General features: G+C 63.8%; 15 protein-coding genes. 3 read left to right on the forward strand and 12 right to left on the reverse strand.

The genetic code is table 11. The features are described from left to right. Positions 1 to 289 precede the first annotated feature (289 nt). The gene (locus NKH29_RS11155; RefSeq protein ID WP_023720256.1) at positions 290 to 721 is read right to left on the reverse strand and encodes a hypothetical protein; all 432 of its coding nucleotides are present in this window, start codon (positions 719 to 721) and stop codon (positions 290 to 292) included. A gap of 271 nt (positions 722 to 992) precedes the next feature. Between NKH29_RS11155 and NKH29_RS11160 the strand changes: the two genes are divergently transcribed. Beyond that, on the forward strand, positions 993 to 2168 hold the full coding sequence (locus NKH29_RS11160; RefSeq protein ID WP_352640221.1) for an HlyD family secretion protein: 1176 nt from the start codon (positions 993 to 995) through the stop codon (positions 2166 to 2168). After that, positions 2165 to 3778 carry a DHA2 family efflux MFS transporter permease subunit gene (locus NKH29_RS11165; RefSeq protein ID WP_352715359.1) on the forward strand — a complete coding sequence of 538 codons (1614 nt, stop codon included), beginning with the start codon at positions 2165 to 2167 and terminating at the stop codon, positions 3776 to 3778. The genes NKH29_RS11160 and NKH29_RS11165 overlap by 4 nt, the downstream gene beginning before the upstream one ends. Positions 3779 to 4097: 319 nt before the next feature. Here NKH29_RS11165 and NKH29_RS11170 read toward each other — a convergent pair whose 3' ends face one another. After that, on the reverse strand, positions 4098 to 4850 hold the full coding sequence (locus NKH29_RS11170) for a metallophosphoesterase family protein (RefSeq protein WP_023720253.1): 753 nt from the start codon (positions 4848 to 4850) through the stop codon (positions 4098 to 4100). Next, positions 4843 to 5655 carry a nucleotidyltransferase family protein gene (locus NKH29_RS11175; RefSeq protein WP_023720252.1) on the reverse strand — a complete coding sequence of 271 codons (813 nt, stop codon included), beginning with the start codon at positions 5653 to 5655 and terminating at the stop codon, positions 4843 to 4845. Before NKH29_RS11175 ends, NKH29_RS11170 begins: the two co-directional genes overlap by 8 nt. A 709-nt stretch (positions 5656 to 6364) precedes the next feature. On the opposite strand from NKH29_RS11175, the gene NKH29_RS11180 reads away from it, so the two are divergent. After that, entirely contained in the window at positions 6365 to 7228 is an 864-nt protein-coding gene (locus tag NKH29_RS11180) for a hypothetical protein (RefSeq protein ID WP_352481991.1), read from the forward strand. 59 nt (positions 7229 to 7287) lie between these two features. On the opposite strand, the gene amaB is transcribed toward NKH29_RS11180, so the two are convergent. From amaB to NKH29_RS11225, 9 genes are all read right to left on the reverse strand, one after another. Beyond that, positions 7288 to 8799 carry an L-piperidine-6-carboxylate dehydrogenase gene (gene amaB, locus NKH29_RS11185; RefSeq protein ID WP_023720251.1) on the reverse strand — a complete coding sequence of 504 codons (1512 nt, stop codon included), beginning with the start codon at positions 8797 to 8799 and terminating at the stop codon, positions 7288 to 7290. 183 nt (positions 8800 to 8982) lie between these two features. Then, on the reverse strand, positions 8983 to 10245 hold the full coding sequence (locus NKH29_RS11190; protein ID WP_352481990.1) for an RNA polymerase sigma factor: 1263 nt from the start codon (positions 10243 to 10245) through the stop codon (positions 8983 to 8985). Then, on the reverse strand, positions 10242 to 10616 hold the full coding sequence (locus tag NKH29_RS11195; protein ID WP_023720249.1) for a YciI family protein: 375 nt from the start codon (positions 10614 to 10616) through the stop codon (positions 10242 to 10244). The genes NKH29_RS11190 and NKH29_RS11195 overlap by 4 nt, the downstream gene beginning before the upstream one ends. Positions 10617 to 10702: 86 nt before the next feature. Beyond that, positions 10703 to 11821: a DNA topoisomerase IB gene (locus NKH29_RS11200; protein WP_352999591.1), complete on the reverse strand. Its 1119-nt coding sequence runs from the start codon at positions 11819 to 11821 to the stop codon at positions 10703 to 10705. Between the two features lie 109 nt (positions 11822 to 11930). Continuing rightward, on the reverse strand, positions 11931 to 12815 hold the full coding sequence (locus NKH29_RS11205) for a transglutaminase family protein (RefSeq protein ID WP_023720247.1): 885 nt from the start codon (positions 12813 to 12815) through the stop codon (positions 11931 to 11933). Between the two features lie 7 nt (positions 12816 to 12822). Further along, positions 12823 to 15234, reverse strand: coding sequence for a circularly permuted type 2 ATP-grasp protein (locus tag NKH29_RS11210; RefSeq protein ID WP_352909186.1), 2412 nt, complete (start codon positions 15232 to 15234; stop codon positions 12823 to 12825). Positions 15235 to 15240: 6 nt separating this feature from the next. Next, a complete protein-coding gene (locus tag NKH29_RS11215) occupies positions 15241 to 18612 on the reverse strand; it encodes a transglutaminase family protein (RefSeq protein WP_352999592.1) in 3372 nt (1123 codons plus the stop codon). A gap of 448 nt (positions 18613 to 19060) precedes the next feature. Then, a complete protein-coding gene (locus NKH29_RS11220) occupies positions 19061 to 20251 on the reverse strand; it encodes an acyl-CoA dehydrogenase (RefSeq protein ID WP_352999593.1) in 1191 nt (396 codons plus the stop codon). Positions 20252 to 20488: 237 nt separating this feature from the next. Next, positions 20489 to 22801 carry a Tex family protein gene (locus NKH29_RS11225; protein ID WP_352999594.1) on the reverse strand — a complete coding sequence of 771 codons (2313 nt, stop codon included), beginning with the start codon at positions 22799 to 22801 and terminating at the stop codon, positions 20489 to 20491. Positions 22802 to 22827: the final 26 nt, after the last annotated feature.

The raw sequence follows: 22827 nt of genomic DNA on the forward strand, positions 1-22827 counted from the left end.
CGACCGCTCACCAGGTCGAAGGATCTTCCACGATCGCGGGATTGTTCGTCCTTAGCCAGATCTCACCTGCCTGGACGGCGCTCGAACGCCCGTCGGACGAGGGCTCTCAATTGCGGCGGGCCAACTCAAATTCTCACATCAAAGACGGACGCATGGCCGCGACAAGGCGCAGCCAAGCGTCAAGGAGTTTCACAATCTGCGCGGCCTGACGGGGCACGAGTCCTTCCAAGTTCGGAAGCGCTCCCCGCAGCGCGGAAAGAACGCGTGTTCCGCCGTTCCTCGTATCGCGTCAATGCACGATCAAGCCCTTCATCCAGGCAACAAATCTGTTGCCGCGAACTATCCCGCGCACCCTGGCAGCGGCCCATCGCGCTTGCATCGTGGCGCCAACGTGGCAATGGCAAACGATTTGGTGCAACTGCCGGTCGCTCAGTTCGAAGAAGCGCTTTGCCTCACCATAGGTATCGTCGTTCAAGCCCATGGCACGCAGAACCGGATCCTCGAAAGCGACAGTGAGCGGCGTCCCAGCGCCACGCGATCTGTCGCGCGCTTCCCTGTTCATATATTCGGTGCCTGGAAGCGCCCCAAGGCATCGCGTCGGGTTTTGCTCGAGAAGTTCTGCCCAACGTTCAATCCGCTGGTTTCGGCTCATCGCCGGATACGCCGCGAAGGACTCAACTTCCGCGACGGCATGCAGTTGGTCGAGTGTTTGATGTTTCATGGTCGGCTCCTGTCGACAGGTGAATTCGCCCACGCCTATATGAGCAATTATCGCGCCGTGGAGCGCTGACAAGGCCGGATCACCGCAACATGAGGCGTACGGATCACCTGCCCGGTGAAGCGGCGCTCGGTTCCAAGCGCCGGCGCCGCTCAGTGGGTTCGACGTCGCCCCGTTAACCGAACCCATTCCGGGCAGGAACTTTTGCGGAAGCTCGCGGTTTGGCTTTGCGTCCGCCCCGGCGGCTGCAATATCAGTCTTGAAAGCCATTCCGTTGGACACGAAGCCGCAAAGCGTCGAACAAGACGTCGAGCCTGTAAATGAAACTCGGGAGCAACCGGCCCGGGTTCGAGAATCTCGTGAGCGATCGGCAGAGCCGCGGCAGGAAAAGCCCGACGGGGATGCCTCGCAACGAAAGGCCGGTCTGCTCGGCTTTCCCAGGCGCCATCCCTATGCGACGGCGGCGGTTGCGCTTGCGCTGTTGCTCGTCGCGGCAGGCGTCGTGATCTGGTGGCTGAACGCTCGCCAGTACGAATCGACCGACGACGCCTTCATCGACGCCCGCACGGTGACGATCGGCGCCCAAATCGCCGGCCGCATTACCGAGCTGGCGGTTACCGACAATCAGCACGTGCAGGCAGGTGATGTCCTCCTGCGCATCGACGACAGCGACTATCAGGCAAATCTGAAGCAGGCCGATGCCGGCGTCGCCGCGGCCGAAGCCGAAATCGTCAATGTCACCGCTCAGATCGAGGCTCAAAACGCAAAGGTGAACGCTGCCCAGAGGCAGGTTGCACAGGCCAAGGCAGCGCTGGATTTCGCCAAGGCAGAGGATCAACGCAATCGCGAACTCCTGGCCAAGGGCACGGCAACGCAGCAGCAGGCGCAGCAAGCGGCATCGACGCTGCGTCAGGATCAGGCCGCGCTGGACAGTGCCGAGGCCAATGTCGCCTCAGCAAAAAGCCAGGTTTCGGTCTTGCAGGCACAAGCCAGGAGCGCCGAGGCGCAGCTCGAACAGGCCAAAGCCAGCCAGGAGCAAGCACGCACGACGCTGTCGCGCACGACCATCACAGCACCCGCAGCCGGGCGGGCAACGAGCATTTCGGCCGCTGACGGCACCTACGCGCAACCTGGCCAGGTATTGATGATGTTCGTTCCCGACGAGGTCTGGGTGAGGGCCAATTTCAAGGAGACGCAGCTCGACCTGATGCGGCAGGGACAACCGGTCGACATCGATATCGACGCGTACCCGAACAAGTCCTTCCATGGCCGCGTCGACAGCATCCAGGCCGGCAGCGGCACCGCCTTCAGCCTCCTGCCGGCTGAAAATGCCACCGGCAACTACGTCAAGGTGGTGCAGCGCGTGCCGGTCAAGATCGTCTTCGACAAGCCGCCCGATGTGCTTCTCGGCCCAGGGCTGTCGGTGGTGCCGACGGTCAAGGTGCAATGAGCGGCGAAGCAGCCAGAAATCAGGGCGAAAGCCGATCCGCCGCCGGGACACACAATCCCTGGCTCATCGCCATTGTCGTTTCCATCGCCACTTTCATGCTGGTGCTGGACACCTCGATCGCCAATGTCGCCCTGCGCAACATCGCCGGCAGCCTGGCGGCCGGAATGGACGAAAGCACCTGGGTCATTACCACCTATCTTGTGGCCAACTCGGTGATCATCCCGGTCAGCGGCTGGCTGGCAAGCGTCATCGGCCGCAAGCGCTACTACATGCTTTGCGTGGCGACCTTCACCGTCGCGTCGCTGCTGTGCGGACTGGCGCCCAACCTGGAACTGCTCATCCTGTTCAGGATCCTTCAGGGCCTCGGCGGCGGCGGCATGGCGCCAAGCGAGCAATCGATCCTTGCCGATACCTTTCCGCCGGAAAAGCGCTCGCAAGCCTTCGCGCTTTACGGCATTGCCGTCATCGTCGCACCAACGGTCGGGCCGACGATCGGCGGCTGGCTGACGGACCATTTCTCCTGGCACTGGATCTTCTTCATCAACGTGCCGTTCGGCATCCTGTCGCTGGCACTGGTGCAATGGCTGTTGGTCGAACCGGACGTACTCGAACGCGAACGCAAGGAACGGCTGAAAGGCGGCCTGAAGATCGACGGGGTCGGATTCATCCTGGTGGCTACCGCACTGGGGTGCCTCGAGATCTTCCTCGACCGAGGCCAGCGCTACGATTGGTTCGCCTCGAATTTCATTACGACTTTCGCAGTGATTTCCGCGATCGCGTTCCTGCTGCTTATCCCATGGGAAATCAGTCGCAGCGATCCGGTCGTCGACATGCGCCTATTGTTCACGCGCCAGTTCGGCACGGCCTTCCTGGTTATGATGGCGGTCGGTGCTATCCTGTTCAGCACCACCCAGATCGTGCCGCAGCTGCAGCAGACGACATTTGCCTACACCGCGACGCTGTCGGGCCTTTCGATGATGCCGGGCGGCATCGCCATGCTGATCTTGATGCCGGTGTCCGGATTTGTAGGCAGCATCGTGCAGCCCAAATACCTGATCATGGTGGGCATGTCGGTGGTCGCAGTCGCGCTTTGGCACATGACCTCGCTTACCCCGGACGCCAGCTTCCGCTTCTTTGCCTTTGCCCGTGTCTTCCTGATGGTCGGGCTGCCGTTCCTGTTCATTCCCATCTCGACCGCGGCCTATGTCGGCCTGCCCCCGCAACAGACCAACCAGGCATCGGCGCTGATCAACGTTGCACGCAATATCGGCGGCAGCATCGGCGTCTCGCTGTCCAACACCGTCATTGCGCAAAGCTCCCAGATCCATCAATCGAATCTGGTTGGCCACACCGTGCAATCGTCGCCCGCCTATCAGCAGGTGCTTCGGCAGGCGACCGAGCATTTCGTCGCCCAGGGTTCGCCGCTGGTCCAGGCGAAGCAGCAGGCGATCGGCTGGCTCGGCCAGTTGATCGCCCGCCAGGCCACGCTGCTCGCCTACGTCGATGTCTTCCGCTATTGCGCGGTGGCAACCGCCCTGCTCGTTCCGCTTGCCCTGCTGCTGCGGTCAGGCAAGTCGGGCAGCAGACACGAGAATCCGGAGATGGGCTGACCCGCAGGCGCGACGGTGTGGTTCCAAAAACGAGGAAGCCGGGAACCAGCTGACCCATTGCGTTGTTCTGCGCCAAGAGGAGATGATCACGATGGCCACTATTCCCACACCCGAGCCAACACCGACCCCGGTACCACCGCCTCCCATCCCCGATCCCAAGCCCGTGCGTGAGCCGGACCCCGACAGGCTCCCCGACGAGGACCCCATTCCCAATCCGGATGAAAACGATATTCCGCCGAAGCGGATGTCTTTCAGCCGGCAGTTGCCGTGATCGTTCTGCAGCCTGTCTGGCGATTGCTTGCGCCAGCGGCGCCGCCTGTCAGATTTCGAGCATGGCGTAGGGGCGGCCGGTCGGCTTGGCGACATGCATGGCAACGTTATAGACCGACGCTCCGCCCGGCGTACGGCCCTCATAGACGCCACGATGCGCATGGCCATGCACCACTGCGCTGACCTGGAACCGGTCTATTGTCTCGGCCAGGCGTGACGAACCGAGAAACGGGAAAATCTCCAGCGGCTCGCCTTCGACCGTCTCGACGACAGGCGCGTAGTGCAGAACGACAAGCGTGCGTTTGGCGCGGACCTGCCGCATCGCGTTTTCAAGCCGCATCGCTTCGTTCACGCTTTCCGCCACCATCGACTTGATCGCCGGTTCGCCAAAGGAGCCGAGCATGCGCGATCCAAAACCGCCAACGAAACCCTTGACCCCAACGAACCCGACCTCGTGAATCTCCGTCGCCTCGCCGTCGAGGAGATGAACGCCCGCCTGACGCAAAATGTCGGTGACCTGCTCGACGGCGCCCGACTCATAGTCGTGGTTGCCAAGTACGGCGACGACCGGGATCGTGCAGGCACGCAGTTCCTCGGCAAGGATTTCGGCCTCCCGAGGCTTGCCGAGATTGGTAAGGTCGCCGGTCAGCACGAGAACCTGGGCTTCGCGCGACATCTCGCCGAAAAGATCGCGGTACGACGCCTGGTCCTCCTTGCCGACATGCAGATCGCCGATGGCGGCGACCTTGAGTGTGCCGCCGTTTTCGGCCTTTGCCGAAGCAGATTCGAGCTCGTCAGCCATCGCTATATTCTCCTTCACCGCCGACGTCGGCAAAGCCCCATTGCTTGACGTCGATCTCATAGTCGGTTCGTGAAAGCATGCGCCCGCGGCAGATCCGCATCCGGGAAGGCGGCAATTCGCGCTGCTTGGCCAGCCGGTCGAGCAACTCGTCGAGCAGCCACGCGGGCACACGGTCTCGCTCCGTCGGATAGATCCATCTGAAGTTCAACAGATGCATCAGCAAGACTTCCCAATGAACTTCCATGTAGGAAAGCAGCCTTTGCCAGTCGATCTGGTCGTGCGCCTTGAGGATGGTGTGCGCGACGTCGGCGCCATCATGCCGGCCGCGGTCCTGGATGAAGCATTTGGACCAGATAAGCTCGGTTGGGCCGATGATCCGCACGTGGCTGCCCAGCAATTCGGCCTGGCGAGCATGCTCCAGCCACTGGTCGTCGACAGGCATTGTGCCGTTCATCGAGGTGAAGATGACGTCGAAAAAATGCGTGCCCCTGAACACCTTGCCGAGCCACCGGTCGTCCTCGACCACGACCGCATAGCCGATCTGCTTGAAATGGGCGAGGATGCGCGGGCAGTCGCCGGCCTTGCAGAAAATGTCGAGATCCTTGGTCGGGCGGATGATCCCGGTATAGGCGCTTACGGCATAGGTGCCGGCGACGAGAAAGGGGATGCCCGTCGCGACAAGCTCGCGGATCGCTTCGATATAAAAGACCTCCGCTTCGGCATTGCGAGGCGTCGGGGCGGCTTTTGGATCGACCGACGGAACGGATGCCGGGATGGCGCTTTCCGGTGGGGGATTGATGATCATAGCAAATGGCTCCTGGCCCGGCAGACCAGCAGCCGCCTGTATCTAATAGCCAAGCATGCCCGATGGTTCCCGCCGCTGCGTGCCACCGCCGCTCTCGCCTGCTGCATCAGGCGAACACGCCGCGGTGGCGGGCCTGCGAAGCGGTCATGGCTCTCGGCCGCGGCGGCAGCCATAAAGAGACATGTGAGCGGTTATTTTTGGCGTCAAGATCGCAGCGCGCTTCGGCCTCAAGCGCGTCGAGGCGTAGTGGGCCCGCTATCATTCTCGGGTCCGGAAAGGATTGGTTTCAACATGGTTCCCGAGCTGTCGGAGGCGCTGCGCACCCGGCGTAACAGCCACTTGAGCGCCCGTAGCCAAACCGACTCTGTTTTCCGGAACGCTGCAGGCGGCGTGGCGAAAAGGCCATTCTCCATTTTGTAGTTCCTCACTGTCTCAGTCCAATCAGCGTTCTTCAACGAGCAAAACTTGTGTTGGTTCCGTGTCGCCATCGGCGGGAGCACGTGCTGGACAGGCGAAGCCATCATTGGTGGGTTCAAGCAGGCTAGCCTTCTGCCGCGAGATCAGGGGCCTCGGCGATCAACTCGCGGAATTCAGCCACTAGCCGGCAGGATTCAGCTCTTATCCTGATCCGCCGGCGCTGGACACGACCCGCGAAGGCTGAAATTGTGATCGGTATTTCCAGTTGCAAACTTGGTTGGGCTCGGCGGGGATGGCGCTGGTTTCTGAAGACATTGCCCGCCATCCGGCACTGCGTCGCCACGTCCAGGCTCAGTCGCGGACGCTTCTCCAAACCTATGAAGCGAACCCGCGGCTGGCCTCCGTATTCGCCGCGCAACAGCGTTGGCTGATGGCCCATATCGGCCTTGGCTTGTATTTCAATCGAGAGCCGGACGATCATCGCAAGGGACTTACGTCTGCACGGTTCATGGACGACATCTGCCGGCATTCGGTGGCCAGCCGCAACACAGCCGACGCCTTCCTGAAGGAGATGCTGCATTACGGTTTCATTCGGCATCTGCCGATCAAATACGGGCGCATCCGCCCCTTTGAGCCGACCGCGGGCACTCTGGAGACGGTTGCCGGCTGGGTCATGGCGCATCTGAAAACGCTGGACAGCCTGGACAATGGATTTCGACTGGCTGCATTCGTCGCACAACCGGACCTGCTCGCCAAACTGCAGCCGCTGGTGGCCGACGGCCTGCTTTCGTCGCATGCCGTGCGGGAGCCGAGACAGACCTTTTCCTTGTTCACCTGGCTCGACAATGGCGGCATCGTCATGGATTGGCTGATGTCTGGCGTCGATCCCGATCATGCCGACCTGGACCGAATTCCGACCGGTGTCGTCTCAATCGGAGATTTCGCGAACTGGCTCAAGCTTTCCCGGACCCACCTGTCACGCAAATTGCGCGATGCCGAGGAACTCGGCAGCATTGGCTGGTTGGGCCAGCGGGGTCACTCGGTCATGTGGGTTTCGAGCGAGTTCTATCAGGAATACATGACTGCCCAGGCGGTCAAGCTCGCCATCATCGATGCAGCCTTCGACAATTGTGTTGTAACTTCCGAAGCCAGCTGAACGGCGAGCCAAACGCCGTCGTGGCGGCTTTGGCGCCGCCACCACGACGGTCTGGCATTTCAATCGATGTCGAACGACACGCCCTGCGCAAGCGGCAGCGCCTTGGAGTAGTTCACCGTATTGGTAGCGCGGCGCATATAGGCCTTCCAGGCATCCGAGCCCGACTCGCGGCCGCCGCCGGTTTCCTTCTCGCCACCGAAGGCGCCGCCGATCTCGGCCCCCGAAGTGCCGATATTGACGTTGGCAATGCCGCAGTCCGAACCGTCGACGCCGAGGAAACGCTCGGATTCCTGCAGGTCGCGGGTGAAGATGGACGAGGAAAGCCCCGCGCCGACCGCATTGTGCTCATAGAGCACGGCGTCGAAATCCGAATATTTCATCACATAGAGGATCGGCGCGAAGGTCTCCTCCGTCACCGGCGAAACTTGGCGCGGCATTTCGACCAGCGCCGGACGCACATAGTAGGCCTCCGCATGGCCGTTCTCGACCCGCATTCCGCCGGTTATCTTACCGCCATGCGAAGCCGCGTCCTCCAACGCCTTCTGCATGTTCTCGTAGGCAGCCTTGTCGATCAGCGGGCCGACGAGAGCGCTTGTCTCCAGCGGATTGCCGACCGAGACGCTTTCATAGGCCTTCTTCAGGCGCGGAACGAGGTGATCATAGACGCTTTCATGCACGAACAGGCGCCTGAGCGTCGTGCAGCGCTGGCCGGCCGTGCCCATGGCGCCGAAGGCGATGGCGCGCAGCGCCATGTCGAGATCGGCCGTCGGGCAGACGATGCCGGCGTTGTTGCCGCCGAGCTCAAGCACGGCACGGGCAAAGCGCTTGGCCAGCCGTGGGCCGACATCCCTGCCCATGCGCGTCGAACCGGTGGCGGAGACCAACGGCACCTTCGGATGGTCGACCAGGATCTCGCCGACGGCGCGATCGCCGATCAGCACGGGCGCCAGCCCTTCCGGCGCATCGCCGAAACGGTTTGCCGCGCGCTTGAAGATCGCTTCGCAGGCGAGCGCCGTCAGCGGTGTCTTCTCGGACGGCTTCCACACCACCGCGTCGCCGCAGACCAGCGCCAGCGCTGCATTCCACGACCAGACCGCCACCGGGAAATTGAAGGCCGAAATGACGCCGACGACGCCGAGCGGATGCCAGGTCTCCATCATGCGGTGGCCGGGGCGCTCGGTGGCGATGGTCAGGCCGTACAATTGCCGGGAGAGACCGACGGCGAAATCGCAGATGTCGATCATCTCCTGCACTTCGCCAAGACCCTCGGATGGAATCTTGCCGACTTCGATCGAGACCAACCGGCCAAGCTCGGCCTTGTGTGTGCGCAATTCCTCGCCGAGCAGCCGCACCAGTTCGCCGCGCTTGGGAGCTGGTACCTGCCGCCACGCCAGGAAAGCTTTATGGGCATTGTCGATGGTCGTTGCCGCGTCGGCCGGCGAGATGGTTTTCAGCGCGGCGATCTGCTCGCCGGTCACCGGGCTACGCACGATGAGATCGCCGCCTGTAAGCGCGCCCTCGGCAACACCCAGTTTCGCCAGAAGCCCGGCCGTTTCCTTCGCAATCGTCATTTTCATCCCTTTCAGATCCCGCCGCTCATATGGCGTCGGTCAAAGCCTTGTGCCACGCCGTCTCTGTGCCGGTCGGCACATCAGGCACTGTCATGGCGTGGCATTACTCGTTTCAGGGAAAAATCGCCACCCCGGCATGGTCTAAGCAAAGGTCAGACCGTTGAACCAGGCGGAGGCGTCGGATCAATGCGCCCTTTGCTTGGCGCCTTCTTTCATCAGCCGGTCGATATGCATGCGGATATGCGCCGCCTCGGCTGCCGTGTTGGCAAGCGCGATGGCGCGGTCGAAAGCGACACGCGCCTCGTCGCCGCGGCCAAGCTGCATCAGCAGGCCGCCCTTGAGGCCGAAGAAGTGGAAATAACCGGAAAGCCTTTGCTCCAGCGGCTCGATCATGGCGAGTGCGGCTTCCGGTCCACGCACCTTGGAGACGGCGACGGCGCGGTTGAGCGTCACCACCGGCGACGGCTGCATCTGCTCGAGCAGCCCGTAGAGCAGGTCGATCTCGTTCCAGTCCGTATCCTCGGGCTTTTCCGCCCGTGCATGCAGCGCGGCGATCGCCGCTTGCACCTGGTAGGGACCGGGCTTGCGATGGCGCAACGCCTTATCGACCAGCGCCAGGCCTTCATCGATCATTTTGCGGCTCCACAGGCTGCGGTCCTGGTCTTCGAGCAGCACGATCTCGCCGTTCTCGTCGAAGCGGGCCGGCGCGCGTGCATGCTGCAGCAGCAACAGCGCCGTCAGCCCCATGATCTCCGGCTCGGTCTGGAATAGTCTGAGCAGCAGCCGGGCCAGCCGGATCGCCTCTTCGCAAAGCGGCGCACGCGCCGACGCCTCGCCGCTGTTGCTGGAATAGCCTTCGTTGAAGATCAGGTAGACCATGGCGGCGACGGCGGCGAGCCGTTCGGAGCGCTCGACCGCTCCCGGCGTCTCGAACGGCACCCCGGCGTCGGCGATACGCGCCTTGGCGCGCGTGATACGCTGCTCCATGGCGCTTTCCCCGACGAGGAAGGCGCGGGCGATCTGCTTGACCGTCAGGCCGGAGACGATGCGCAACGCCACCGCGATCTGCTGGGTGGCCGGCAGGTCGGGATGGCAGCAGATGAACAGCAGCCGCAAAATATCGTCGCGGTAATGCGCACCGTCCAGCCGCTCGGCGATGTCGCTCTCGGCATCGTCGAGATCGGAGATCTGGTCCTCCTCCGGCAGCGGCGCCTGCTTGGCGCGCTTGCGCACCGCATCGATGCCGCTGTTGCGGCCGACGAAGATCAGCCAGGCTGCCGGATCGCGCGGCGGGCCATTTTTCGGCCAGTTGTTCAGGGCCCTCAGGCAGGCGTCCTGGAATGCTTCCTCCGCCGCGTCGAGGTCGCGGAAGTAGCGCAGCAATGCCCCCATCGCCTGCGGGCGAGCGGTGCTGATTGCCGTGCTGATCCAGGCAAGTTCGGTCATGCGGAAACCTTGGCGGGGTTGAAGAGCGAGACCGGCCGGATCTCGTAGGAGCCGCCGCTCGGGTTGACCTCGGAAAGCTCGCGCGCGAAGTCGACGGCCTCGTCGAGGTCGGCGCATTCGAGCGTGTAGAAGCCGAGGAACTGTTCCTTGGTTTCGGCAAACGGGCCGTCGATGACGATCGATTCGCCCTTGACCTTTCGCAGCGTTGTCGCCGCCGTCGTCGGCAAAAGCCGCGCCACGGGGCCAAGCCGCCCGGCGTTGGCATATTTCTCTTGTACGCCGATAAGCTTTTCCATGACGGCATCGTCCTGCTCCTTGCTCCAGGAGCAGACGACGTCTTCGGAGGCATAGCAGAGGATCGCGTAAAGCATGGGTCGTCCTTTTCTCTGTCAAAGGACGAAACACTAGGACCGATGCCGACATGGCGTCGACAAAAAAATACGCCCCCGGTCCTGCGTCATTCCCTCGCCTTCAGCCATCTCAAGACCAGAGCCTCCTCGTCGTCGAGCCCGACGATCGAGCGCTTGCCTTTGTTGGCATCCGCCATTTCGTCGAGCAGCTGTCCTTCGGACCAGGCGCGGAAGACTTCCGGATGGATGTAGCAGCGGCGGCAGACGGCGCGTGTATTGCCGAGCCGCTCGGCGACCTTGTCGATGACATTGTTCATCACCCGCTTTTGCTGCGCCTGGCTTTCGGGACGTTCTGTTTGCGCAAACAGCGACGCCGCATGGATGGTGCCGCCCCAGGTTCTGAAATGCTTGGAGCTGAACTCGACACCGGAATTCTCCCTGATATAGCGGTTGACGTCGTCGGAGCGCACCGGATGCCTGTTTCCTTCCTCGTCGAGATACTGGAACAGTTTCTGGCCCGGCAGGTCCTGCGCTCCACGCACGATCTTGGCGATCCGGCGATCGACAAGCTTCAATCTCCATTCCTTGCCGGATTTGCCGGTGAAGGCAAAACGCAGGCTCGAGCCCTTGATGTCGACATGGCGGTCGCGCAGCGTGGTCAGCCCAAAACTCTTGTTATCGCGGGCGTAGGCGGCGTTGCCGACGCGGATCATCGTGTTGTCGAGCAGCCAGACGATGGCCGCAACGACGCGTTCCAGCGGCAGGCCGTGACGGCGCAGATCGGCATCGATCTGCCGTCGCAATTCGGGCAGGCTTTCGGCGAAGGCGATGAGGCTCGAGTATTTGACCCCGTCACGCTCCTCCGCCCAGTGCTGATGATAGCGGTATTGCTTGCGCCCGCGCTGGTCCCGACCGGTTGCCTGAATGTGACCGTCGGCATCCGCCGAGATCCACACATCCGTCCAGGCCGGTGGAATGGCGAGCGCCTTGATGCGTGCCAGCGCGTCCTGGTCGACGGCACGTCCGTCGGGCCCTTTGTACGAGAACCCGTTGCCTGAACGCAGCCGGCGAATACCGGGCTCGGTGTCGGCGACATAGTTGAGCGAGGCCCGAACGGCCGAAGCGTGCGCGCCGTTCTCCAGCGCTCCGTTCCGCGGCACCCCGTTCTTTGGTGCAGCTTTCCTAACAGCCGATCGGCCAGACGACGACCCGGATTTGTCCAGCATGTCCTCTCCACGGAATTTCCGTAGATAAGCCGCCTGCTGGCTGCGGGTTCCACCGCCTTTTGATTGCCAGGACAGATTAACGACGACGCCGTGCAACGAGGAGGTGCCGTCACGCCTTTTCGAGCACGACCGGTATGACGTCGACTGCCTGCTCGCCAACCTGCCCGCCCGTGGTTTTCAGCACGCCGACGATCGGCGCCACATCGGAGTAGTCGCGGCCATAGCCGACCGTGATATGATCGTTGCTTGCCCGCATGCCGTTGGTCGGATCGAATTCCTGCCAGCCGGCATCGCGCCCGCACCACACCTTGACCCAGGCATGCATGGCGTCGGCGCCTTCGAGCCGCGGCTTCCCACGCGGCGGGATGGTGCGTAGGAATCCGCTGACATAGCCTGCAGGAATGCCGAGGCCACGCAGGCCGGCGATCATGATATGGGAAAAATCCTGGCAGACGCCGCGCTTCAGGCCGAAGGCGTCGCTGGCCCGCGTCTGCACCGTGGTCGCCTCGCCGTCATAGGTGAAATCGCGGTGAATGCGGTTGCACAGAGCCATGGCCGTGCCGACCGTCGAACTGCTGGCACTGCCTTTCGCATAGGCAGTGATTGCCGGGTCGATGCCGGCATGATCGCTGGCGGCCAGAAAGTGATGCGGCGAAGCCGGCGCCAGCGAGTGCACCGCGCCGAGTTCTTCCCTCAGCCGGCGTAGGTCGGGCGATACGTCGAGCCCGGGCTCCGGCCGCGACACTGAAACACGCGCGCTCATCCTGATGTCGAGCGCATCATGTGCGTCACGAAAGGCGATCGAGGTGACACTGTTGCCGAAAAAGTCGGAAAAGTCGGAGCGTTCGCTGGGCGCCGGCACAAAAGACAGTGAAGCGGCGATGACGCGCTGTACGCCAGGGATGGTCGGCGGCAGCACACGCACCTGATGGCGGCCGCCGCCGGCCGCCGCATCATAGTCGTAACGCAGGTGAAGCCTGATGTCGTAGAGCATGCCGTCTCTATCCGAAATAGGCTTTGGAGAGGCTGTTGTAGAGGCCGCCGATTTCATTGGCGAGATCGCTGAGGGCCTTGGCCGTCATGTCCGAGGGCTCCCTGATGGCGATCGACGTGTTGAGCTGCAGGATTTCCTTGGCCGCCGGCGACATATGGCCTTCACCGCCGACAGCGGGCAGCAGCGCGATTTCGGCCTTCAGCCGTTCGAGCTGGAACAGGATTGAGCGCGGGTTGAGCGGATCGAGCGCCAGAAGGTCGACCACGGTACGCCGTCCCGCCTGCACCGGATATTGCCGGCGGTGGGTCATGACGCTGTCGCCGATCTCCAGCATCATGTCGAGCGCGCCTTCCGGCGCCTCGGCCCTGGTCAGTCGGGCGAGCGTGCGGGCGATCTGGATGCCGCGTTCGAGCCTGCGGCCGATTTCCAGGAAACGCCAGCCGGCAAAGCGGTACATGTTCTCGTGCAGCAGGCCGGAAAACCCGGCCAGCTTGCGCAGGATGACCGTCATTGCCCTTGTCGCGTCGTCGCCCGGCGCCACTGTCACGGCAAATTGATGGATCGTCTTCGACAGGTCCTTCAATGCCAGCCAGCCATCGGGCGAGAAGCGGTCGCGGATCTGCCCGGCGCTGTACACGGCGCTGTCCAGCGTGCCGATGAGCCCCAACGGGATTGCCGTCTCGACGTCGATACCGAACGGCGCGAGATAGTCCCTGATGTCGGCGAGCAGCGGCATCTCGGGATCGGATGTCTCGGCCAGCCGCACGTGGTAGGCGCGCAGGATGCGCACCGTGTCTTCCGATCGCTCGATATAGCGGCCGAGCCATGTCAGGTTTTCCGCCGCGCGGCTGGGCAGGCTGCCCGGCAAGGTTCGGGTGAAGCTGTCATGCTCCTGCGGCAGCAGCGTCTCACGCTCCACCGGCCTGTCGCTGACCACCCAAACATCCGCCGCCTGGCCGCCGCGCTGCATGGCGATGGCCGTCGGGTCGAGCGAGAAGCCGACACGGGCAAAACCGCCCGGCATCACGGTCCAGCCTTCCGGCGTCCGCGCCAGATAGACGCGCAGGCTTGCGGGCCGCGGCTCCAGCCAGCCGCTGACATAGACAGGAGTGGTCGACAGCGTCACCGCTTCCTGGCCGACAAAGTCGCCGCCGTCTTGTTCGATCCGGGCGACGAGCTCGGCCCGTTCCTCGGCCGACAGCGCTGACCCGAGCTTGGTCGAGCCGTCGTCCTCGAAGGCAAGCCGCGTCGACAGTGCCGGGCCGATCACCATGCTATCGATATTGGCGAGCACATGTTCGCGCTCCGTATCCTGCCCGCACCACCATGTCGCGACGGTCGGCAGCAGCAGTTCCTCATTGCGCAGGGCGCGCGAAATCTTCGGCAGGAAGGCGAGCAGAGCGCGCGTCTCCATCAGGCCGGAACCCAGTGCATTGACGGCCGAAACCGCCCCTTGCCGAACCGCTTCGACCAGCCCCGGCGTGCCGATCTGCGAGTCCGACCGCAACTCGAGCGGATCGGCAAAGGCAGCGTCGAGCCGTCGCCACAAGACGCTGACCGGCATCAGCCCCGAAACTGTGCGCACCATCAGCCTGCCGCCGGAGACAGTCAGGTCCTCGCCCTCGAGCAGCATGATGCCGAGATAGCGGGCGATATAGGCATGTTCATAATAGGTCTCGTTCAGCGGTCCCGGCGTCAGGATGGCGACACGGCCGCCGGCTTGCTTGGCCATGCCGATCAGCGCATCGCGAAAACGGCGGAAGAAACCGGCCAAGCGGTGCACATGCATCTCGCCGTAAATGTCGGACAGTGCCCTTGTGGTGGCGACGCGGTTTTCCAGCGCAAAGCCGGCGCCCGATGGCGCCTGGGTGCGGTCGCCAAGCACCCACCAGCGGCCGTCCGGGCCACGACCGAGCTCGAAGGCGCAGAAATGCAGGAAATGGCCGCTGGCAGGCCTGGTGCCGACGACCGGCCGCAAATATTCCGAGCTGGCCGCGATCAATCCAGCCGGCAGAATGCCTTTCTCGACCAGCCGGTTCGGCCCGTAAATGTCGGCGATGGTCTCCTCGAACAGATCGGCGCGCTGGACCAGGCCGGCGCTGATGTCAGCCCATTCCTCCTCCTCGATCAGCAGCGGCACATGCGCCAGCGGCCATTCCCGCTCATTGGCGCCGGCCTTGTCGTAGACGCGGTAGTAGACGCCGGCATCGCGCAGGTACTGGTCGGCGCGGGCAAAACGCTGGGCAAGCTTTTCCGGCCCCAGGTCCTCCAGTGCCTCGATGAAGTGCCGCCAGGCCGGCCGCGGATTGCCCGACGCATCGACCATCTCGTCGACGACGCCGTCGATCGGTTGATAGTGCTCCAGCAGACTGTGGGTCTGCGGCTTGCTGCGCAGCTTTTTGTGATTCCCCTTCGCCATGGCTGATCAGAGTCTTTGCGGCCGCCGAAGGTCAAGGGTCATCGGGAAATCTTCAGAGGCTTCTTCGTTGCGCAGCACATAGCCGGACGGAGTATGGCCACGCGGCTCGAAGCGGGCGAGCCGCCGCGCCTCCGCTTCATTGCCGTTGACCGGGAACGTGTCGTAGCTGCGCCCGCCGGGATGTGCCACATGGTAGACGCAACCGCCAACCGCGCGGCCCGACCAGCGGTCATAGATATCGAAGACCAGCGGCGTGTTGACCGGCAGCGCCGGATGCAGGCCCGACGCCGGCTGCCAGGCCTTGAAGCGAACGCCGGCCACCGCGATCTCGCGGTTGTCGGTCACCTTCATCGGCACCCGGCGGCCGTTGCAGACGACGGCGTGACGTTCCGGGTTGAGCCCCACGGTCTTCACCTGCAGCCGTTCGACGGAGGAATCGACAAAGCGCACCGTGCCGCCGATCGCGCCTTGCTCGCCCATCACATGCCAAGGCTCCAGTGCTTGCCTGAGCTCCAGCTTGATGCCGGCATGCTGGACCTCGCCGCAGAACGGAAAGCGGAATTCGAGCTGGGCGTCGAACCATTCCGGACGGAACGCAAAGCCGTTCAGCTTGAGGTCGTCCAGCACATCGAGAAAATCCGCCCAGACATAGTGCGGCAGCATGAAACGGTCGTGCAGCGAGGTGCCCCAGCGTACGAAGCGGCCGTCGAGCGGGTTCTTCCAGGCCCGGGCGATGATGGCGCGCACCAGCAATTGCTGCGCCAGGCTCATGCGCGCGTTGGGCGGCATCTCGAAGCCGCGGAATTCGACCAGCCCCAGCCGGCCGGTCGGCCCGTCCGGCGAAAACAGCTTGTCGATACAGATTTCGGAGCGATGCGTATTGCCCGTCACGTCGGTCAGGAGGTTGCGGAACAGCCGGTCGACCAGCCACGGCAGGGGTGCCGCGCCCTTGTCCGGATGTGGCACCTGCGCCATCGCGATCTCGAGTTCGTAGAGCGAATCGTGTCGTGCCTCGTCGAAGCGCGGCGCCTGGCTGGTCGGGCCGATGAACAGGCCGGAGAACAGATAGGACAGCGATGGATGCCGCTGCCATTGCAAAACAAGGCTCTTCAACAGGTCGGGGCGGCGCAGGAACGGACTGTCATTGGGCGTGGCGCCGCCGACGACGACGTGGTTGCCGCCGCCGGTGCCGGTGTGGCGGCCGTCGATCATGAATTTGTCGGCGCCAAGCCGCGTCTGCCGCGCCTCTTCGTAGATCGCCGTGGTCGTCGCCACGCAATCCTGCCAATTCGCGGCGGGGTGGATATTGACCTCGATGACGCCGGGATCGGGTGCGACACGGATGACATTGAGGCGCGGATCGTGCGGCGGGCCGTAGCCCTCGATATGCACCGGCAGGCCGATAGCCCTTGCCGCGTTCTCCGCCGCCGCGACCAGTTCGAGATAATCCTCCAGCGCCTCGACCGGCGGCATGAACACACAAAGCCGTCCGTCGCGCGGCTCGACCGAAAGCGCTGTGCGCACGGCGCCGCCGATCTCGGTAATCTCCTGTTCGACGCGGTCTTGCTGGCCGGTAACGGCCGTGAAGGAGACCGCCTGCTGGCGTCGCGCCATTTCGTCGGCGCCTTCCAGTTCGGCCGGAGCGGGCGAAGAAGCAGCACCGGGCAAGATCGCCTCACGCGCCGGCAATGGTCCGCGCGGCAGCGATGGATCGACCGGTACGATATAGGGGAACTGCGCCGGCGGCACATAAGGCAGCGTGCCGAGCGGCAGGCGGTAGCCGACCGGCGAATCGCCGGGCACCAGGAACAGCCTGCCGCGCCGCGTCTTCCACTTCTCCGAGCGCCAGCGCGGTCCGGAAGCCTGGCTGTTCCAGCGCTGGACGGGCAGCACGTAGCCCGACGGCTTGGTCAGCCCGCGTTCGAACACCCGCGCCATGCGGCTGCGCTCCTCCGGGTCCTCCAGCTTCGAATTGGAGGGATCGACATTGTCCGGCAGCTTGCCTTCCTTGAGCAGCCATTCGGCCGGGTCCTCATAGGCTTCGCTGACCATCGTCTTGTCGATGCCGAGTTCGTCGGCAATCGCGGTCAGCAGGCTCTCGGCCTGCGTCGGTCCGACATCCGCCTCGCTCTTTTCATGCGCGATCAGTGACGGATCGCTCCACACCGGCTCGCCGTCGGTGCGCCAGTAAAGCGAGAACGTCCAGCGCGGCAGGCTTTCGCCGGGGTACCATTTGCCCTGTCCGTAATGCAAAAAGCCGCCCGGCGCGAAGCGTTCGCGCAGCCGGCGGATCAGCGCATCGGCCTTTTCGCGTTTGGTCGGCCCGACGGCGGCGGTGTTCCACTCGGCCGCCTCGAAATCGTCGATCGAGACGAAGGTCGGCTCGCCGCCCATCGTCAGCCGCACGTCGCCGGCCTGGAGTGCTGCATCGACCTCGACGCCCAGCGCGTCGAGCGCCTGCCAGCTCTCGTCGGAGAACGGCTTGGTGATGCGCGGATGCTCGGCGATGCGGTCGACCCGCATGTCGAAGCCGAATTCGACATTGGCGAAGCTCGCCATGCCGGAGATCGGCGCGGCATTGCGGAAATGCGGCGTTGCCGCGAGCGGCACATGGCTTTCGCCGGTGAGCAGGCCGGAGGTCGGGTCGAAGCCGATCCAGCCGGCGCCCGGCAGATAGACCTCGCACCAGGCATGGAGGTCAGTGAAATCGGTCGCCGTGCCGGGCGGTCCGTCGAGCGCGACGAGGTCGGGTTTGAGCTGGATCAGATAGCCAGAGACGAAGCGCGCGGCGATGCCGAGGTTCCTCAGTATCTGCACCAGGAGCCAGCTGGAATCCCGGCACGATCCCTTGCCGGCGGCCAGCGTTTCCTCGGGCGAGAAGACGCCGGTTTCCATACGCACGATATAGGCGATCTCGCGCTGCAGGCGCGCATTGAGGTCGACGACAAAATTGACGGTATTGGTCGCACTGCGGTCGATGGTTTTGAGGAACGCCTGCAACAGTGGCCCTGCCGGTTCCGGCGTCCGGTAGATGGTCAGATCGTCCCTGATCTCTTCCGGGTATTCGAACGGAAACGTCTCGGCCGACGGTTCGACGAAGAAATCGAACGGATTGTAGACCGTCATGTCGGCAACGAGATCGACCTCGATCTTCAATTCCGCTACCGGCTCGGGGAAGACGAAGCGGGCAAGGAAATTGCCGTAAGGGTCCTGCTGCAGATTGACGAAGTGGTTTGCCGGCCCGACCTTCAGCGAATGGCTGAGCACCTTGGTGCGGGAATGCGGCGCAGGCTGCAACCTTATGACTTGCGGGCCCAATACGACCGGCCGGTCGTATTTGTAGTGGGTCAGGTGATAGACGGCTGCCAGAATTGCCATGGTGCCCCTGAAGTCGGCGTTTCAAAAGGAGTTCGCTGAACCCTGACACGAATGCTGACCATTCTCCAAGCAGAGATGTTGCGCTGCACCTAAATTAAGCAGCCTTCACAGCCTCACAAACGGGGCGCCGACCCTGGGATTCCGCAGCGTGGCGGCAGACGTTGCAACGCTGCAGAGCCGAAGGCCGGTGGGTCAGCACCGGGCACTGTCCCGCCGATATCGATGATCGGCAACCCGCGCGACGCTTGGTCCAAAAGAGCTGAAAAGAAAACCCGCCTCGGTGGGCGGGTCGTCGGTGCCAATTAGCACCATAGCCAAATTAGTAGCATAGCTGCCGGCACAAAGCAAGAACAAAATGTGGCACCGTCGGCGAAAATTGCCGATCTCCCGCTTTGCGAGGGGAGATGCGAAGCAGTGGCGTCCTGGAAGCGGAGGACATCTGCCAATGCTAAAAGAACGCCTGCAACCCGGTCTGCGCCCGTCCGAGGATCAGCGCATGCACGTCATGCGTGCCCTCATAGGTGTTGACGGTTTCCAGGTTCTGGGCGTGGCGCATGACGTGGTAGCCGATCTGGATGCCATTGCCGCCATGCATGTCGCGGGCCTGGCGGGCGATGTCGAGCGCCTTGCCGCAATTGTTGCGCTTGACGAGTGAGATCATCTCCGGCGCCATCTTGCCTTCATCCATCAGCCGCCCGACGCGCAGGCTGCCCTGCAGGCCGAGCGCGATCTCGGTCTGCATGTCGGCGAGCTTCTTCTGGAAAAGCTGCGTGCCGGCCAGCGGCTTGCCGAACTGCTTGCGGTCGAGGCCATACTGGCGGGCGCGGTGCCAGCAATCCTCCGCCGCGCCCATGGCGCCCCAGGAGATGCCGTAGCGCGCGCGGTTGAGGCAGCCGAACGGCCCCTTCAAGCCCGAGACATTGGGCAGCAGCGCGTCCTCGCCGACTTCGACGCCTTCCATCACCACTTCGCCGGTGATCGACGCTCGCAGCGACAGCTTGCCGCCGATCTTCGGCGCCGACAGCCCGTTCATGCCCTTTTCCAGGACAAAGCCGCGAATCTCGTTGTCATGCGCGGCCGATTTTGCCCAGACGACGAACACGTCGGCGATCGGCGCGTTGGAAATCCACATTTTCGAGCCGGAGATCCTGTAGCCGCTCGCAGTCTTCTCGGCCCGCGTCTTCATGCCGCTTGGGTCGGAACCGGCATCCGGCTCGGTCAGGCCGAAGCAGCCGATCCATTCGCCCGACGCCAGCTTCGGCAGGTATTTCTTGCGCTGCTCTTCCGAGCCATAGGCATGGATCGGATACATCACCAGCGACGACTGCACGCTCATCATCGAGCGATAGCCGGAATCGACGCGTTCGACCTCGCGCGCCACCAGCCCGTAGGTGACGTAGTTGGCGCCGAGCCCGCCATATTCCTCGGGGATGGTGATGCCGAGCAGACCGGCCTCGCCCATTTCGCGAAAGATCCCGGCGTCGGTCTTCTCCTCGAGATAGGCTTCCTCGATCTTCGGAGCGAGCTTGTCGGCGGCAAACGCCGCGGCGCCATCACGCACCATGCGCTCGTCTTCCGAAAGCTGGTCCTCGATCAGGAAAGGATCGTCCCAGACGAATGCATTCTTATCGGCGGCCATGGCTCTCGGTCTCCCAAACTCATGCATGTCGCCCAAAGCTTGCCCACGGGCCTGACCCGAGGGTGTTCGGCAGCTTGGGGATAACGACATGCATCAAACAGAAATCTTGAAACGCGCGGCTTATCGGCTTCCGTCCCCAAAAAATCAAACGAAATAGCTTCGCCGATCCATGAGCATTGGTGATGGATCATCAATGTCGAGCGCCGCCTTCTGACCTGGCGTAGCCCTGCTCGCGAATTACTTGCGCTTCAACGCATCGGCCAAAGCGGCGCCGAACGCGCCCTGCTGCGCCGGCCGCTCCGGCTGGCGTTGGGGCGTGGGCGCGCGCGGCACCGGCCTGTTGCCATTGTCGCGCGGCTTCGGTGCGCCACCGTCGCCGTCCTTGCGCATCGACAGACCGATGCGCTTGCGCTTGATATCGACGTCGACGACGCGCACCTTGACCACGTCGCCGGCCCTGACCACCTCGTGCGCGTCCTTGACGAACCGATCCGCCAGTTGCGAGACGTGCACCAATCCGTCCTGGTGCACGCCGATATCGACGAAGGCACCGAAGGCCGCGACATTGGTGACGGTGCCTTCAAGCTGCATGCCGGGCTTCAGATCCTTGATGTCGTCGATGCCGTCGGCAAAGGTCGCGGTCTTGAAGCCGGGGCGCGGATCGCGGCCGGGCTTTTCCAGCTCCGACAGGATGTCGCGCACCGTCGGCAGGCCGAAGCGTTCATCGACGAAGACGCGCGGATCGAGTGCCTTGAGTGCGGCGCTGTCGCCCATCAGCGAGCGGAGGTCGCGCCCGCAGGCGGCGACGATCTTTTTCGCCACGCCATAGGCCTCCGGATGCACGGCTGAGGCATCGAGCGGTTCGCTACCGTTGGGAATGCGCAGGAAGCCGGCGCATTGCTCGAACGCGCGGGGTCCGAGCCGCGCCACCTTCAACAGTTCGCGGCGGCTGGCGAACGGGCCGGAGGCATCGCGATGCGCAACGATCGCTTCGGCCAGCGATGTGCCGAGACCCGAAACCCGCGCCAGAAGCGGCGCCGACGCCGTGTTGAGATCGACCCCGACGGCGTTGACCGCATCCTCGACCACCGCTTCCAGCGAGCGGCCGAGCCGGTACTGGTCGACATCGTGCTGATACTGGCCGACGCCTATCGACTTCGGCTCGATCTTGACCAGTTCGGCGAGCGGATCCTGCAGGCGCCGCGCGATCGACACCGCCCCGCGCAGCGACACGTCGAGGCCGGGAAATTCCGCCGCCGCCGTTGCCGACGCCGAATAGACCGAGGCGCCGGCCTCGCTGACGATCACCTTGAGCGGCTTCGGCCCGGACCCGGCCGGCATATCAGCCAGCATGTCGGCCACCAGCCTTTCGGTCTCGCGGCTGCCAGTGCCGTTGCCGATCGAAATCAGCTCGACCTTGTGCAGCCGGATGAGCTTGGCCAGTTCGGCCTGCGTGCCGCGGACATCGTTCTTCGGCGGGAACGGATAGACCGTCGTCGTCGCCAGAACCTTGCCGGTGCCGTCCACCACCGCCACTTTGACCCCGGTGCGGATGCCCGGATCGAGGCCCATCGTCGGCCGTGAGCCGGCGGGCGCGGCAAGCAGCAAATCCTTGAGATTGCGGGCGAAGACATGGATTGCTTCCTCCTCGGCCCGCTCGCGCAAGTCCCGCATCAGATCGAGCGTCAGGTGCAGCGACAGCTTTATGCGCCAGGTCCAGCCGGCGACCTCCATCAGCCACCGGTCGCCTGGCAACTGGCGGCCGATGGCGTAGGCGTCGGCGATCATCCGCTCGACCGGTTTCACCGGCGAGGCATCGTCGGCATCGACCTCGATATCGAGCGACAGAACCTCCTCGTTGCGGCCGCGCAGCATGGCCAGCGCGCGATGGCTGGGCACGTTGGCCCAGCGCTCGACATGGTCGAAATAGTCGGAGAATTTCGCGCCCGCCTCCTGCTTGCCGTCGACGACGCGCGAGCGCAGGAAGGCGCGTTCCTTCATGTAGGCACGGAGCTTGCCGACCAGGTCGGCATTCTCGGCGAACTGTTCGGACAGGATATCGCGTGCACCTTCGAGCGCGGCCTTGGTATCGACCACGTCTTCGCTGATGTAGGCCAGCGCCAGCTCGGCCGGCACGGCCGCACGATCGGCCAGGATAGTTTCCGCCAGCGGTCCCAGTCCGCGCTCGCGTGCGATCTCGGCCTTGGTCCGGCGCTTCGGCTTGTAAGGCAGGTAGATGTCTTCGAGCTCGGCCTTTGTGACGGCCGCAGCGATCTTTGCCTCAAGCTCTTCCGTTAGCTTGCCCTGCTCGCGGATCGAACCAACGATGGTGTCGCGGCGCGCGTCGAGCTCGCGCAGATAGGCGAGCCGCTCGGCGAGGTCGCGCAACTGCGTGTCGTCGAGGCCGCCGGTGACCTCCTTGCGGTAGCGGGCAACGAACGGCACGGTCGCACCGTCGTCGAGCAAGCCGATCGCCGCCGCGGCCTGTTCGGGCCGGGCGCCGATCTCGGCGGCTATGATGGTTGCGATGCGCTTGATGTCGGATGCCATGTCGATCCTGCTCTTCGTCGAAAAGA

It is taken from the genome of Mesorhizobium sp. M1295 (genome assembly GCF_040318135.1).
Lineage (GTDB): Bacteria > Pseudomonadota > Alphaproteobacteria > Rhizobiales > Rhizobiaceae > Mesorhizobium.

Bases quoted from the DNA above. Each gene is read 5' to 3' on its own strand.
- NKH29_RS11165 (WP_352715359.1), top strand. From the start codon at position 2,165: ATGAGCGGCGAAGCAGCCAGAAATCAGGGCGAAAGCCGATCCGCCGCC.
- NKH29_RS11175 (WP_023720252.1), bottom strand. From the start codon at position 5,655: ATGATCATCAATCCCCCACCGGAAAGCGCCATCCCGGCATCCGTTCCG.
- amaB (WP_023720251.1), bottom strand. From the start codon at position 8,799: ATGACGATTGCGAAGGAAACGGCCGGGCTTCTGGCGAAACTGGGTGTT.
- NKH29_RS11190 (WP_352481990.1), bottom strand. From the start codon at position 10,245: ATGACCGAACTTGCCTGGATCAGCACGGCAATCAGCACCGCTCGCCCG.
- NKH29_RS11200 (WP_352999591.1), bottom strand. From the start codon at position 11,821: ATGCTGGACAAATCCGGGTCGTCGTCTGGCCGATCGGCTGTTAGGAAA.
- NKH29_RS11195 (WP_023720249.1), bottom strand. From the start codon at position 10,616: ATGCTTTACGCGATCCTCTGCTATGCCTCCGAAGACGTCGTCTGCTCC.
- NKH29_RS11220 (WP_352999593.1), bottom strand. From the start codon at position 20,251: ATGGCCGCCGATAAGAATGCATTCGTCTGGGACGATCCTTTCCTGATC.
- NKH29_RS11180 (WP_352481991.1), top strand. From the start codon at position 6,365: ATGGCGCTGGTTTCTGAAGACATTGCCCGCCATCCGGCACTGCGTCGC.
- NKH29_RS11205 (WP_023720247.1), bottom strand. From the start codon at position 12,815: ATGCTCTACGACATCAGGCTTCACCTGCGTTACGACTATGATGCGGCG.
- NKH29_RS11215 (WP_352999592.1), bottom strand. From the start codon at position 18,612: ATGGCAATTCTGGCAGCCGTCTATCACCTGACCCACTACAAATACGAC.
- NKH29_RS11210 (WP_352909186.1), bottom strand. From the start codon at position 15,234: ATGGCGAAGGGGAATCACAAAAAGCTGCGCAGCAAGCCGCAGACCCAC.
- NKH29_RS11155 (WP_023720256.1), bottom strand. From the start codon at position 721: ATGAAACATCAAACACTCGACCAACTGCATGCCGTCGCGGAAGTTGAG.
- NKH29_RS11170 (WP_023720253.1), bottom strand. From the start codon at position 4,850: ATGGCTGACGAGCTCGAATCTGCTTCGGCAAAGGCCGAAAACGGCGGC.
- NKH29_RS11225 (WP_352999594.1), bottom strand. From the start codon at position 22,801: ATGGCATCCGACATCAAGCGCATCGCAACCATCATAGCCGCCGAGATC.